This window comes from Vibrio sp. V39_P1S14PM300 (assembly GCF_009904765.1).
Taxonomy (GTDB): Bacteria; Pseudomonadota; Gammaproteobacteria; order Enterobacterales; family Vibrionaceae; genus Vibrio; species Vibrio proteolyticus.
Genome location: NZ_WXWP01000397.1, coordinates 18,772 through 33,988, shown reverse-complemented (window position 1 = coordinate 33,988; position 15,217 = coordinate 18,772). Strand labels below are relative to the sequence as shown.

Here is a 15,217-nt window from a genome sequence, read left to right as displayed (position 1 = left end):
TGCCTCGTTAATAGTTTGTTGTATTGACTACAGGGTAAGGGAGCGCCCAAGAACACGCTGTGGTGATAGTTTGACCGTATGTGACGCTTTGTGACCACCTCACACACGGTCTGTGATGCTCAGAAGCGATAACCGATCCCGGCAGACAGGTAATAGCCCTGACTTTGGTAGAAACGAATATCGCTGTCGGTTTGCTCTGCTGAGCTGAGCAGGTTGAGGTAGGCATTTTGCCAGCCAAATGGTGCGTGATAGAGATAGAGCAAACTGGCGCTCCATTGGGTCGCATCGCGTTCCTGACCGAACACGGGATGGTGGTTTTGATAGTCCTGATCGGAGTAGCGGAGTACGGTATTGAGGCTGTGGCGACCGAAGTCCATATTGAGACCGAGCTGATAGCCCCAGGCGTTGAAGTCATTTGCATCCCCCTCGGCCTGACGGAATGTGTAGTTGAGCCTTGGCAGCAGAGTTATCTGACGACTGAGCGGGATCGGGAACTCAATCGCTGCCTGATGATAGTCGCTGTCACGCACCAGGGCTTTACGTTCAGATGACGAAATCAACAGGCTGTTTCCTGAGTCCTCGTCATCCAGTTGGTAGTCGACATAGGCGTAACGGAAAGTGAGTGGAATAAACGCCGGCGAAAACGCGATGCGGCCACCGTGCGTGGAAACATCCGTGGCGTCACGCTCTGCGTTGGTGAGAAACGGATCGCGCCAGGTTTCACTGACTCCGGGGAGTTTGGGAAAGTACGCTACTGTCAGCGTACCGAAACGGCCAAGGCGTTGAGTGATCCCTGCTTCTGCCTGCAACTGACCCTCAATGACCTGATCTTTACTCTGGCCAATAAAAAACTGGGTGCTACCACTGGCGGTGGTGTAGTGCAGCCGCCCTAACGGAATAGCTTGGTACTGCGTTACCGCCTGACCGCGATTGTTCAGATCTTTCGTAATGGCGTTGTCATCATCGGTGTTAAACTGAGAGCGTTGATGGATCACAAAGCCGTTGGCACTGATGGTGCCGCCCCAGCCTGGTGTCATGTCTTCTTCGGGGGAAGGGCGGGCGTTAACACCCGCGCAGAGCAGCCCAAGGGTCGGGGCCAGCCAAAGTGCAACTTTCATGGTTTTCCTCACAAGTTAGTGTGTCAGGTACCATGCTAAGCGGCTGAGTGGGAATCAACAGACCAACTGTGGGACACATTGTGACCAAGTTGGACACCACCATATATCAGGGCTGTTGAATTGACGTTGCCGTTTTGTGGTCGCCGGAGGTGGATTGTGGCGATAGAGCCGCGGGCCAGCGGAGTGTAAAACGGGCGCCTCCCAACGAAGAACGATCCAGCGTGACATCGCCCTGATGAAGCAGGACGATCTGGCGTACGATCGCCAGGCCAAGGCCGTGTCCCTGTCGGGTATCACGCTGTTGATTGTCCACCTGGGTAAAGGGGTCAAATATACGTGCGTGCATGCTCTCCGGAATCCCGGGGCCGTCATCTTCGACCACCAATATCCAATGGGTATCCTGTCGATATAAACGCACCCTGATTTGACTGCGGGCGAAGCGACTGGCGTTGTTCAGCAGGTTATTCAGCGCCCGCAACATCGCTCGCTGATCAACGGCGATGGTCTGATCCGGTGGACTGTCGGGGCAGGTAAGATTGACGTCCAGCTCTGGCCATTCATCCGCGAACATGGACAGCTCTCTTTTTAATAAGGCGGGCAGCGGGCAGTGCTGGATCTGGCTGGTTTGGCTGTTCATGCTGTAGCGTGATAGAACCAGAGTCTGGTTAATCAGATGGTCGAGGTCATCAATGCTGTTGTTGATGATTTTCTGGTAATTTTCTTTTTGATCGTGGCTAATGCCGTCATTGGACAGCATTTCAAATGCGAATCTCAGGCGATAAAGCGGCGTACGCAAGTCGTGAGCAATTGCATTGGTAAGCTCCCGATGTCCATTGATCAGCTTTTCGATGTTGTCTGCCATGGTGTTAAACGCGCTGCCGAGCTGAGCGACGACCGACAGACGGGACAGTTTGCCCCGCTGGTTCAATCGCCCTTCGCCAAACTCACCGGCGGTTTTAGCCAGACGACGTAAATCGCGCCACAACGGGAATAGCCACAGCAACAAGGCGCCGGAAATAGTGACAACAAACAGACCAATCAAGGTGGTTTGTAACTGCTGTTGAGAATGCTGACTGTGCACATCGAGAATACCGACCAGATACTGATCATTGAGTCGGGTGTACAGCAGCATCCCGCCATTTTGCTGCACGTGACCGACCACTTTATCGTTATTGAGGCGCCTGAGTTCTTGATTGGTCAGAGGCACATCGTTGATTTCGACCAAACGGGCATCAAAGGGGCGATTTTCTGATACTGAGCTGAGGTAGGCCGCCCACTGCTCTGGCGGCAATCTCAGTAGTGAGCGCCTTAAAATATACAGTGCACCCTGCGACTGAGTTGCAACCAGCTCTGCCTGCGACAGGTTCATCGCGTAATACAGCACCCAGTCGCTGTGTTCGATCCGTTTAAGCAGTGCGACCGGATCATTGTAATCCATGGCTAGCTCACCGGCGGCCAGCAAGGCCTGCGCCTCACTGTCGTGTTGGTAGTCGCCCATGCTCACCAGTTTGAGTTGAGAGCCAAAGTGTTCACTCAACTGGTCAATGTGGCCGGGCCAGTGGGCCTGAGGTAGCTCAGTCAGCTCTTGATGAATAATCCGCAGGGTATCGTCGTAGACTTGGGTGTAGAAGCGGTACATCATCCGCTCGCTCAGGTAGCTCACCGGACCAAACCCGGTTGGCATCACCAGAAAAATCAACGGAATAAAAATCGCTAACCAGAGGATCGAAAAGGCTTTTAACATCATTCACCTCGCTTGAGCCATCGCAGAGACGCACAATTGATAGCCGACGCCGCGAATGGTTTTGATCAACTGCGGATAAGTTGAATCGTCGCACAGCGAACGCCTAAGTCGCGATATCCGTCGGTCGATCGACCGGTCGAGGCCGTCATACTCGAAGCCGCGGATATGCTGCATGATCGCTTCACGCGACACTACTTCCCCCGCATGCTGGGCAAGCAGATACAATAGCTCAAATTCGGCGGTCGTGAGATCCACCGCCTGCTGCTCAAAACGTACCGTACGGCGCTGAATATCGATTTCCAATTGATCCACCACCAACTTGTCTTGTCTTTCATCGTCAGGTGCTCGATTCATCCGGCGCAGCAGCGCGCGGATACGTGACAGCAGCAGACGAGGCTGAACTTGTTTAATGATGTAATCATCCGCGCCGAGCTCTAGTCCCATCACCTGATCAATATCGTCGTCCAGAGCGGTTTGCATCAGTATCATGCCTTTGTAGCGGTTACGTATCTGCCGACACACATCCATCCCGGATAAACCAGGCAGCATAATATCGAGAATCACCAAATCCGGATGGCGAGTAAGAATATACTCGACAGCGTTTAAGCCATCACTGATGACCTCAACACAAAACTCATGGGCCTGAAGAAATTCACTGATGAGACCCGCCAATTCCAGATCATCCTCGATCAGAGCGATGGTGTATTTCGTTTCGGCGCTACCATTTTCTGGCTGCATACTTTTTCCTTAAATACCTTTGCCACCAACGTATCGTATCTCAGCGCGGTATCCTATCCTGTGACGGTTTGTGACCATTTATGCCAGTCAGGGGGCATCGCTGTGGTTCGCATATGAGCCACGTGCTCAATGTGCAGAATGATGTCTGGATGGGGTGTGAACTGATGCTAATGGTTTCTTATAAAAAATCATAATACATTTCGCTTGATTGCGTGGAAAATATAATAATAAGCAATGGGTTAGGCTGGTTTCACTCAGGACGGCTAGTAAAGGGTATGGGCGGTGCCATAAAAAAGCCCCGGCCAAAAGGACGGGGCGAAGTTTCTGGATGACGATGTTAAACCAAATCGAAACGGTCGGCGTTCATCACTTTTGTCCAGGCGGCAACAAAGTCTGCGACAAACTTGCCTTTACTGTCATCCTGAGCGTACAGCTCGGCATACGAACGGAGGATCGAGTTGGAACCAAAGACCAGATCCGTGCGAGTGGCCGTCCATTTCACCTGGCCGTCTTTGCGGTCACAAATGTCATAGGTAGTGCGGCCAGTCGGTTTCCAGATGTAACGCATGTCGGTCAGGTTGACGAAAAAGTCATTAGTCAGTGCGCCAACATGGTCAGTAAAGACACCGTGTGCCGTACCGCCGTGGTTGGTACCGAGTACACGCATACCACCGATCAGAACCGTCATTTCCGGTGCCGTCAGGCCCATCAGTTGCGCGCGGTCGAGCAGCATTTCTTCCGGATTGACGATGAAGTCCTTTTTCTGCCAGTTACGGAAACCGTCAGCCAGTGGCTCCAGTACATCGAACGACTCTACATCGGTTTGCTCTTGTGTGGCGTCGCCTCGTCCCGGTGCGAATGGCACGGCTACATCAAAACCAGCTGCTTTGGCGGCCTGTTCAACGCCCAGGTTACCTGCAAGTATGATGGTGTCGGCAATGCTGGCTCCGGTCTCGGCAGCGATGTTTCCAAGTGTGTTCAGAACCTTGGCCAGACGAGCAGGCTCATTACCTTGCCAGTCTTTCTGTGGGGCCAGACGGATACGCGCGCCGTTGGCACCGCCACGTTTGTCTGATCCACGAAACGTTCGTGCGCTGTCCCAGGCGGTGGAAACCATCTCTGAGATGCTCAGGCCACTGGCCGCGATTTTGGCTTTGACTACATCCACATCGTAGTCGCTACGACCTGCTGGGACCGGATCTTGCCAGATCAGATCTTCTGCCGGGACATCCGGACCGATGTAACGTGCTTTCGGCCCCATGTCACGGTGAGTCAGCTTAAACCATGCACGTGCAAACGTGTCCTCGAAGTAGGCCGGATCATTGCGGAAACGTTCGGCAATTTTGCGGTACTCCGGATCGACTTTCAGTGCCATGTCCGCATCGGTCATAATTGGGTTGTAGCGGATGCTGGGATCTTCTACGTCTACCGGTTTGTCTTCCTCTTTAATATCAACCGGTTCCCATTGCCACGCGCCTGCCGGGCTCTTCGATAATTCCCATTCATGGTTGAACAGCATTTCGAAATAGCCGTTATCCCATTGAGTCGGATGCGTTGTCCACGCGCCTTCGATACCACTGGTCACGGCATTGCGGCCGATACCACGAGAAACCTTGTTGTTCCAGCCGAGACCTTGTTCTTCCACTTCAGCGCCTTCAGGCTCAGCGCCGAGGTTCGCGGCATCGCCGTTACCGTGACATTTACCCACGGTATGACCACCGGCGGTCAGAGCCACGGTTTCTTCATCATTCATCGCCATTCGGGAGAAGGTAACGCGCATGTCTTTGGCGGTTTTCAGCGGGTCTGGGTTGCCGTCCACCCCTTCAGGGTTGACATAGATCAGGCCCATCATTACAGCGGCGAGAGGGTTTTCCAGATCGCGCTCGCCGGAGTATCGGCTGTTTTCTGCATCACTGGTCGCCAGCCACTCTTTCTCTGAGCCCCAGTAAGTGTCTTTTTCCGGGTGCCAAATGTCTTCACGACCGAAACCGAAGCCGAAAGTTTTAAAGCCCATCGATTCATACGCCATGTTACCGGCAAGAATGATCAAATCCGCCCAGCTGATTTGGTTACCGTATTTGCGTTTGATTGGCCAGAGTAAACGACGCGCTTTGTCAAGGTTGGCGTTGTCCGGCCAGGAGTTGAGGGGAGCGAAACGCTGGTTACCTGTGGCACCGCCCCCACGGCCATCGGCGGTACGGTAAGAGCCTGCGGCGTGCCATGCCATCCGTATCATCAGGCCGCCGTAGTGACCCCAGTCTGCCGGCCACCACTCCTGACTGTCTGTCATCAGTGCTTTCAGATCGTGTTTGAGTGCCGTTACATCCAGTTTTTTCAGTTCTTCACGATAGCTGAAATCCGCTCCCAGAGGGTCGGTTTTCGTATCGTGCTGGCTGAGAATGTCGAGATTTAATGCTTTTGGCCACCAGTCCATTACCGACTTATCTGTCGAGGTAAGTGCCCCGTGCATCACCGGACATTTACCGCCTTGACCCGTACCTTTATTGTTCATTTTTATCTCCTTAAGAGTGACATGCTGCACAACTCACAGCGTCGAGCTTTTTGATATTCTGCGTCCCTTTAGGTCTGAATAAACGCATTGCGACACAAAAGAGTGTGATTAATCTTCACCTGAATATCATCAGACAAATGTGCTGTTTTTCACGATTCTCTACGAGAAAAAAGAATAAATGTAATCGTTTATTTCTCGTGTCATGAAAACGTTTTTTATTTGTTATGAAAAACTTAAGTCACATATGGGATAAAAACAAATTCGATTTATCTATACTATCGATAGGCAAAATCGAAGTCGGGTAAAGAACCGTGTGATAACGTGTATTAACCGTTGATTGGTTCAGCCTGTGCGCCAGCTTGTCTTAAAAACTAAACAAAAAGTCAGAGTAGACGGTGGTTGACTTTAGGTAGGGTGTATACTCACTAACGAGCTATGCTCCACATTTTGGTGAAGTTTTTTACCTGATGTCATAAAAATTTAATCTTAGTGTGTCTTGAGCTGCGGATAAAAATTCATCATAGTGTCATTAAGGTGTCACAATAAATATAACGAGGAGATAGTATGCAGCATCAAGAAATGATCCAACCGAGCGAATTTGGAGTAATCAGCCGTACGTGCCTATTCTCTTTGTTGACCATCGTCGGTGTCTTCGCTCTGATTTAACACCCGCAACGAAAGCCTTACACTATTAGTGGTTACTTACTGTGTAACTCCTTATTGGTAAGGCTTTTCTGGTTATCTTTACCTAAAATGTGCTAGCGTTTATATTAACTGTTGTTGTTAATGGAAACGCCATGTCGTTGTTTAGTGCACTGCCTTTTTCCCATCGTTTTGCGGACCTTCCCCGAAGCTTTTACACGCCCGTCGATCCACAACCTTTGACCGATACACACTGGGTGGTGTGGAACGACCAATTTGCCGCGCAGTTTGGCTTGCCTTCCGATCCGAATTACACGCCGGAACTGCTGCATGCCTTCTCCGGAGAAGCGATGCCGGAGGCGTTTTTTCCGTTGGCGATGAAGTACGCCGGGCATCAGTTTGGCGTCTATAACCCAGACCTGGGCGATGGACGGGGACTCCTGCTGGCGGAGATCACCAGTAAATCCGGACGGGTGTTTGATATTCATCTGAAAGGAGCAGGCCTAACGCCGTATTCTCGCATGGGGGATGGACGGGCTGTGTTGCGCTCCACCATTCGGGAATATTTGTGCAGTGAGGCGATGGCCGGACTGGGAATTGCGACCACGCGCGCGCTGGGGATGATGGCAAGTGAAACACCGGTCTATCGCGAAAAAAGTGAACCGGGTGCACTGCTGATCCGCATGGCGGAGAGCCACATTCGATTTGGTCATTTCGAACATTTCTTTTATACCAATCAACTTGAAGAACAACGGTTGCTGGCGGATAAAGTCATCGAATGGCACTGGCCGCAATGTCGTGAAGACAACAAACCGTACGTCAGTATGTTCAACATCATTGTCGACAGAACGGCGGAAATGATCGCAGACTGGCAATCCGTCGGGTTTGCACATGGTGTGATGAATACCGATAACATGTCGATCCTCGGCCAGACATTTGATTATGGGCCGTTTGGGTTTCTGGACGACTACGAGCCGGGCTACATCTGCAACCATTCTGATTATCAGGGGCGTTATGCGTTTGACCAGCAACCACGTATCGCCTTGTGGAATTTGTCTGCGTTGGCGCATGCTTTGTCACCGCTGATTGAGCGAGAGGATCTCGACCACGCGCTCAGCCAGTTCGAACCTCAGCTTAATCACTATTTCAGCCATAAAATGCGTGCCAAACTCGGGTTGTTCAATAAACGGGATGGTGACAGCCAACTGTTCAACGGTCTGTTTGAGTTAATGACTCAGACCAAGGTGGATTACACGCGTTTCTTTCGTCAACTATCGGAATTGGATCAGGCAGAGCCTCAAAGCGTGATTGATCTGTTTATTGACCGTGAAGCCGCGCGACACTGGCTGGATACCTATCTGGCGCGCTGCGCAGCAGAAACGGATGAACAAGGTGATGTGGTGACGATCCAGCAACGTTGTACCCAGATGCGCAGCGTCAATCCTAAATACATTTTGCGTAACTACCTGGCACAACAGGCTATCGACAAAGCGGAAGACGGTGATTACAGCGAAGTAAACCGTTTGGCGAGGCTGCTGCGACATCCTTTCGACGCTCAGCCTGAGTGTGAACATTATGCTCAGTTGCCTCCTGAATGGGGCAAGAAAATGGAAATCAGCTGTTCATCGTAAATGTCTCGAAAGGGGATGTGCGTCGGCGCGCCGTGAGGAGTATGAAGAAATTGTGAAGCCGCGCGAGACGCAATTCAAACTTTACTGAAATATCAATAATCAAGTCGCATCGTCATCTATACACTGTGTAAATAAGTTGTAACAACGGAATTCAACCATGCACAACCAGAGTCGTATTTTGGTAGTCGATGACGATGCTGATATTCGAGAATTACTGGAAGAGTACTTGAGTAAGGCTGGCTTTGAAGTCGGCAGTGTCGCTGATGGTGATGGGTTACTGACACATATCAACACGAACGATTACCCGGATCTCATTTTGCTCGACGTTATGCTACCGGGCAGCGATGGCTTTACGCTGTGTCAGCAATTGCGGCGTCAGTCAGATGTTCCTATTATTATGCTGACAGCCGTGTCGGATGAAACCGACCAGATTATCGGGTTGGAAATTGGTGCGGACGATTACATCGCAAAGCCGTTTAATCCCCGTCAGTTGACTGCCCGGATAAAAGCCGTGCTGCGTCGGGTTCAGAGTCAGGATGACAAGGTTGCGGATACGTTGCCGAAGTCGATCGTCTTCGGTGACTGGCGTTTGGATACGCTGGCTCATAAGATCACGCACTTGGACAATCATAAGGTGCATGACCTTTCCGGCAGTGATTTTTCGTTGTTGATGCTGTTTCTCAGCCGGCCTAATGAGGTACTCGACCGGGACACCATTTCCTACGCTACGCGTGGCCGGGAAGCCTTACCGTTTGAACGTGGCATTGATGTTCAACTGAGTCGCCTGCGTCATCGCCTTGGGGACAGTGGTAAATACCCGCAATACATCAAAACCATGCGTGGTAACGGCTACATACTCTCGGTGCCTGTCAATTACGAGCACTGATGATGCGCTGGCCGAGCTTAAAACCCAACTCTTTGGTGGCACGAACTCTGTTGCTGACCTTGCTGGCGGTGGTGATCGCGCAGGGCATCGCCACCGCCATCTGGTATAGCGAGTCAAAACACAAAGAACTGGCGGGTATCCGCTCAGCGTCATCGAGTATGGCGAACATGTTTGCTTCCACGGTGAACTTTTTTCAGTCTCTGCCAATTCGTTATCGCCACATTGTGCTCGATCAGATCCGCAATATGGGCGGAACACGTTTTTTTGTCTCGTTCAATAAAGAAAAACTGCTTGTTGAACCGATCGGCGATACGAGGCTAAAACGGGCATCGGTCGATGCCATCAGGACGGTGCTGAATGAGAAACTCAATCATGTCCAGTCGGTGTCGGTAGACTTCTCCCGTCCGGAAACCTTGCGTTTGCTGAAAAACGACATCTATCTGAGCGACTTACCTAAATCCTGGGCCCACCATACGCTGACGCTGGCACCCATTAACCCGCCAGTGCTGGTGGTTCAGATCGAGCTGAAAGATCATGAATGGTTGTACATTGCAGCGCTGTTGCCCGCACCTTATATCACACTGGACGACACCATTTTGGGTCGGGAGCAAGTGCTGTTCTTGTTCTTTTCCACCAGCTTGCTGTTGGGATTGACCTATTTGCTGGTCCGTCGTCAAGTGAAACCGCTTAAGCGGTTGGCGAAGGCAGCCAATGAGATGAGCATGGACATCCAGCAACGCCCCTTGGTGGAAGAAGGGGCAAGCGAACTGGTCATGGCGACTCGCGCCTTCAACCGGATGCAGAAGCGTATCCGGCGTTATGTGGCCGACCGGGATCACCTGTTTTCGGCCATTTCACATGACTTAAAAACCCCGATCACCCGTTTGCGGCTGCGAGCCGAACTACTGGAAAGTGCTCACAAACGAGAGAAGTTCAACAAAGATCTTGATGAGCTGGAGATCATGGTGAAATCGGCATTGCAGTGTGTTCGAGATACGGATCTGCACGAAAACAATGCGTATGTTGACCTGAATGAGGTTATACAGTCGGTGATTGAGCCGCTCAATCATCAGCAAATCCGGGTTGAATTTCATCCGGCTGAAATCGAGCCTATCGTTGCGAAGCCGCTGGCCATTAAGCGGGTTCTGGCCAATTTGATTGACAATGCGGTCAAGTACGGACTGCGCGCCAATATTCAGGTGGACGAGACACCAGATTGGGTGACCGTCACCATTATTGATCAGGGGCCTGGAATTCCTGACAGTAAACTCGAAGCGGTGTTTGAGCCGTATTTTCGTCTGTCTGAGGATGACAACGGTCACGGCCTTGGGCTGGGCATTTGCCGCAATATTCTGCATGGACACGGCGGAGATCTCATTATCGACAATCTGCCTCAGGGCGGGCTTCGCGCTCGAGTCTTTATCCCACCTAGCCTGGAAGTGTAATGTAACAATATTGTTACCTGTGGGTTACGGTTTGTTTCAGTGTTTGTTTTTGAGTTGGATAGACTTGCGGATGAACGGGCATGAAAGCCTGTGCCCGGCAAGGACCGGGAGTGTCTAATCCGATACATGGAAGATAACAATGAAAATGACCAAAACCCTACTGACCTTATCTCTTTTATCTGCTACCTCATTCGCACAAGCCGGTGAAGTGGAAGTGCTGCACTGGTGGACATCCGGTGGCGAAGCGAAATCCATTTCAGTGTTAAAACAGATGCTCGAAGAGCAGGGCCACAGCTGGAAAGACTTTGCGGTTGCCGGTGGTGGCGGTGAAAGTGCGATGACCGTACTGAAAACCCGCGCGGTTTCAGGAAACCCGCCTTCTGCGGCGCAGATCAAAGGCCATGATATTCAAGAATGGGGTGGATTAGGCTTTCTGACTAATCTGGATGATGTTGCCAAAGAAGGCCACTGGGATGAGGTTGTGCCTTCCATGATCACCGACATCATGAAATGGAACGGTGAATATGTGGCGGTACCGGTGAACGTGCATCGGGTGAACTGGCTTTGGGCCAACCCTGCGGTGTTTGAAAAGGCCGGCGCTAAAATCCCGACCACTATGGACGAATTCTTTGCAGCTGGCGATAAGCTGAAAGCGGCGGGCTTCGTGCCACTGGCTCATGGTGGCCAGCCTTGGCAGGATGCCACGGTTTTTGAAGCGGTTGCGCTGGGTGTGCTTGGCAGTGATGATTACAAGAAGGCGTTTGTCGATCTCGATATGGACACGCTGTCTGGCGACAAGATGGTAGAGGTGTTTACCAAGTTCCAGAAAATGCATGACTACATTGACGCTAACTCTCCGGGACGTGACTGGAACGTCGCAACGTCGATGGTCATCAATGGTGATGCTGCGATGCAAATCATGGGTGACTGGGCCAAAGGCGAATTCAGTGCTGCGGGCAAAATGCCGGGCAAAGACTACGTTTGTGTGCCAGCGCCAGGCACATCCGGTCAGTTTACCCACAATGTCGACAGCTTTGCGTTTTTTGAGCTGAGCGATGCTGAGAACAAGAAAGCCCAGAAAGCACTGGCAAAAACCATCCTTGAACCTGCGTTTCAGGAAGTGTTCAATCTGAACAAAGGATCGATTCCGGTTCGTCTGGATATGGATATGTCGAAATTCGACAGCTGTGCACTGGACTCAATGGCGGCGTTCAAAGCCACGGCGAAGTCAGGTGATCTGGTGCCGAGTATGGCACATGGCATGTCGACCACCAGTTACGCACAAGGCGCGATTTTTGATGTGGTGACAAACTTCTTTAACGATCCTGACGCGGATCCGAAAGAGGCTGCACAGAAGCTGGCGAAAGCAGTGAAAGCGGCTATCTAAAGCGTAGGGAATCGGGTTTATGGGGAACCCGGTTTGCTGTTGCTCCGGGAGTGGGGGCTCCCGGAGCATTTGCAACAAGGAATCGTTATGGAGCATGTTTTGACTCGGTCTACGACGAAGTCGGCACCGAAACCCGGTTTCGCCGACAGACTTCAACACTGGCTGCCAAAGATTGTACTTGCACCGACCATGGTGGTCACCGTGGTGTGCATTTACGGCTATATCTTCTGGACGGCTGCACTTTCAATGACCAACTCACGTTTTCTGCCCAGTTTTAATTTCGTTGGTTTTATCCAGTATGAAAAACTGATGGAAAACGACCGCTGGATCACTTCTATCACCAACCTTGGTTTGTTTGGTGTGCTGTTTATGTTCATCGCGATTGTGCTCGGGGTTGGGCTGGCTATTCTACTGGATCAGAATATTCGTCAGGAAGGCGCGATCCGCACCATCTATCTCTACCCGATGGCACTGTCCTTTATCGTGACGGGTACCGCGTGGAAATGGATTCTTAACCCGGGGCTTGGCCTGGAGAAACTGATGCATGACTGGGGATTCCAACATTTCAGTTTCAACTGGCTGGTGGACTCTGACATGGCGGTCTACACCTTAGTGATTGCGGCGGTGTGGCAGTCTTCCGGCTTTGTTATGGCGATGTTTCTGGCTGGGCTGCGTGGTATTGACTCATCCATTATTCAGGCGGCCAAGATTGATGGCGCCAGCCTGCCGACCATCTACTGGAAAATTATTCTGCCGTGTTTGCGTCCGGTATTTTTCAGCGCAGTGATCATCACCTCTCACATTGCGATTAAGAGCTTCGATCTGGTGACGGCAATGACCGCCGGTGGTCCCGGCTATTCGTCCGATTTACCGGCGTTGTTCATGTACGCACACTCATTCACCCGCGGCCAGGTTGGCCTGGGGGCGGCCAGTGCCATGATGATGTTGGCGGGGATTCTGGCCATTCTGGTGCCGTATCTGTATTCGGAACTGAGGGAGAAAAAATCATGAATTCCACAATGAACCTCTCCCGGGCGTTGATTTACACGGCGCTGGTATTCTTTTGTCTGGTGTATCTGATGCCACTGTTTGTCATGGTGATCACCTCGTTTAAAACCCTGCCGGATATTCGTGCCGGAAACCTGATGAGTTTGCCTCAAGAGTGGGTGTTTGATGCCTGGTACAAAGCCTGGGACAGTGCCTGTACCGGTGTGAAATGTGAAGGGGTAAAGGGTTACTTCTGGAACTCGTTCCAAATGGTGATCCCGGCAGTGGCCTTGTCTACGTTGCTGGGCGCTTTCAACGGTTACGTGGTGACCAAATGGCAATTTCGTGGCTCCAACCTGTTTTTCAGCTTGTTGCTGTTCGGCTGCTTTATTCCGTTTCAGGTTATTTTGCTGCCGATGGCGGCGGTGCTGGGTAAGTTGGGGTTGGCGAATACCACAGCAGGTCTGGTCACCGTGCACGTGATTTACGGTATGGCTTTTACCACGTTGTTCTTCCGTAATTTTTATATCGGGGTACCGGATGAGCTGATCAAAGCGGCTAAGCTGGACGGGGCAGGCTTTTTTACTATTTTCTTCAAAATTCTGCTGCCGTTGTCGACGCCGATCATCATGGTGACGGTGATCTGGCAGTTTACCTCCATCTGGAATGATTTCCTGTTTGGGGTGGTTTACTCCGGGTCCGATACGCAGCCCATTACGGTGGCATTGAATAACCTGGTCAACACCAGCACCGGGGTGAAGGAGTATAACGTGGATATGGCGGCGGCGATCATCGCGGCATTGCCAACGCTGGTTGTGTATGTACTGGCAGGAAAGTATTTTGTTCGTGGCCTGACCGCGGGATCAGTAAAAGGATAATTAACATGGCAACACTGGAACTGAAACAGATCCGTAAAACGTACCCGAAAGCGGAACAGGAAACCCTCAAAGGCATCGACATCAGCATTGATTCCGGGGAGTTTCTGATCCTGGTTGGCCCGTCTGGGTGTGGTAAGTCGACGCTGATGAATACCATTGCGGGGCTGGAAAACATCAGCTCAGGTGAGATTGTGATTGATGGTATCGATGTTGCGAGTGTCGAGCCAAAAGATCGTGATATTGCGATGGTCTTCCAGTCTTACGCGCTGTATCCGAACATGACCGTGCGAGGCAATATTGAATTTGGCCTTAAGATCCGTAAATTGCCTCAGGCAAAAATTGATGCGGAAGTCGAACGGGTTGCAAAGATGCTGCAAATTGATCAATTGCTGGAACGCAAACCCTCTCAGCTGTCCGGCGGACAGCGTCAGCGGGTGGCGATGGGACGTGCGCTGGCTCGTCGGCCAAAACTGTTCTTGTTTGATGAGCCGTTGTCGAATCTGGACGCTAAGCTCAGAGTTGAAATGCGTCATCAGATCAAACGTCTTCACCAGCAGTTGAGTACCACGATCGTGTACGTAACCCACGACCAGATTGAAGCCATGACGCTGGCTGACCGGATTGCCGTGATGAAAGACGGTATTTTGCAGCAACTTGGCACGCCGCAAGAAATCTATAACCGACCGAACAACATGTTTGTTGCCGGTTTTATGGGGTCTCCGTCGATGAACTTTATTCACACCATGGTGGATCTGGACGAGCATGACAAACCTGTGATTAAAGTGACCGGTGGTAATGGCCAGGAGCATCACATCAGATTACCAGACTCCATGCGTGCTCAGGACGGTAAGGAGATCGTGATTGGTCTAAGGCCGGAACACATCACGGAGTCGGCCAACCCGGACTCTGTGGCGTCAACGGAACTGACGTTGCAGCTTGAGGTGCTTGAGCCAACCGGACCGGATACCATCGCGATGATCAAGGTGAATGATCAGGAAGTGGCGTGCCGCTTGTCGCCTGAGTTTGACGCCAGTGTAGGTCAGGTTGCCCCTCTGCATTTTGATTTGTCCAAAGCGGTATTTTTTGACGCCCAGTCGGAGCAGCGCATCGACTTCCATTAAACCAGGTTAAGTGTGTCCCCACATCAATGTCCACGGGGGAGGGCGCTGAGCGGTGCTTGCAGTTCAGCGTGGGGATGCACTTCCTGCCAACTCGCCGCTTTTATTCCTTCGCCTCTTTCTGATCATTC

The 15,217-nt window shown here is 51.5% G+C and carries 11 protein-coding genes; 7 read left to right on the top strand and 4 right to left on the bottom strand.

Translation table 11 applies throughout. The features are described 5' to 3' along the window. Positions 1-119: 119 nt before the first annotated feature. The 4 genes from CAG65_RS20750 to katG all read right to left on the bottom strand — a co-directional run bounded on the left by CAG65_RS20750 (position 120) and on the right by katG (position 6,112). Positions 120-1,118 (bottom strand): DUF2860 family protein, encoded by a 999-nt coding sequence (locus CAG65_RS20750; RefSeq protein ID WP_021703992.1) that lies wholly within the window; start codon positions 1,116-1,118, stop codon positions 120-122. A 106-nt stretch (positions 1,119-1,224) separates the two neighbouring features. Next, positions 1,225-2,865 carry an ATP-binding protein gene (locus CAG65_RS20745; protein ID WP_161454846.1) on the bottom strand — a complete coding sequence of 547 codons (1,641 nt, stop codon included), beginning with the start codon at positions 2,863-2,865 and terminating at the stop codon, positions 1,225-1,227. Continuing rightward, positions 2,866-3,600 (bottom strand): response regulator transcription factor, encoded by a 735-nt coding sequence (locus CAG65_RS20740; RefSeq protein WP_161454845.1) that lies wholly within the window; start codon positions 3,598-3,600, stop codon positions 2,866-2,868. Between the two features lie 337 nt (positions 3,601-3,937). Continuing rightward, a complete protein-coding gene (gene katG, locus CAG65_RS20735; protein WP_161454844.1) occupies positions 3,938-6,112 on the bottom strand; it encodes a catalase/peroxidase HPI in 2,175 nt (724 codons plus the stop codon). Positions 6,113-6,909: 797 nt separating this feature from the next. Between katG and CAG65_RS20730 the strand changes: the two genes are divergently transcribed. From CAG65_RS20730 to CAG65_RS20700, 7 genes are all read left to right on the top strand, one after another. Beyond that, positions 6,910-8,385: a protein adenylyltransferase SelO gene (locus tag CAG65_RS20730; RefSeq protein WP_161454843.1), complete on the top strand. Its 1,476-nt coding sequence runs from the start codon at positions 6,910-6,912 to the stop codon at positions 8,383-8,385. A gap of 157 nt (positions 8,386-8,542) precedes the next feature. After that, positions 8,543-9,271, top strand: coding sequence for a response regulator (locus tag CAG65_RS20725; protein WP_161454842.1), 729 nt, complete (start codon positions 8,543-8,545; stop codon positions 9,269-9,271). A 2-nt stretch (positions 9,272-9,273) separates the two neighbouring features. Continuing rightward, complete coding sequence (locus CAG65_RS20720; protein WP_161454857.1) at positions 9,274-10,716, top strand: ATP-binding protein; 1,443 nt, start codon at positions 9,274-9,276, stop codon at positions 10,714-10,716. Between the two features lie 139 nt (positions 10,717-10,855). Further along, positions 10,856-12,103 carry an ABC transporter substrate-binding protein gene (locus CAG65_RS20715; protein ID WP_021703999.1) on the top strand — a complete coding sequence of 416 codons (1,248 nt, stop codon included), beginning with the start codon at positions 10,856-10,858 and terminating at the stop codon, positions 12,101-12,103. An 87-nt stretch (positions 12,104-12,190) separates the two neighbouring features. Next, a complete protein-coding gene (locus CAG65_RS20710; RefSeq protein ID WP_161454841.1) occupies positions 12,191-13,114 on the top strand; it encodes a carbohydrate ABC transporter permease in 924 nt (307 codons plus the stop codon). Beyond that, a complete protein-coding gene (locus CAG65_RS20705; RefSeq protein ID WP_021704001.1) occupies positions 13,111-13,968 on the top strand; it encodes a carbohydrate ABC transporter permease in 858 nt (285 codons plus the stop codon). The genes CAG65_RS20710 and CAG65_RS20705 overlap by 4 nt, the downstream gene beginning before the upstream one ends. Before the next feature lie 5 nt (positions 13,969-13,973). Further along, the gene (locus CAG65_RS20700; protein ID WP_021704002.1) at positions 13,974-15,089 is read left to right on the top strand and encodes an ABC transporter ATP-binding protein; all 1,116 of its coding nucleotides are present in this window, start codon (positions 13,974-13,976) and stop codon (positions 15,087-15,089) included. Positions 15,090-15,217 lie beyond the last annotated feature (128 nt).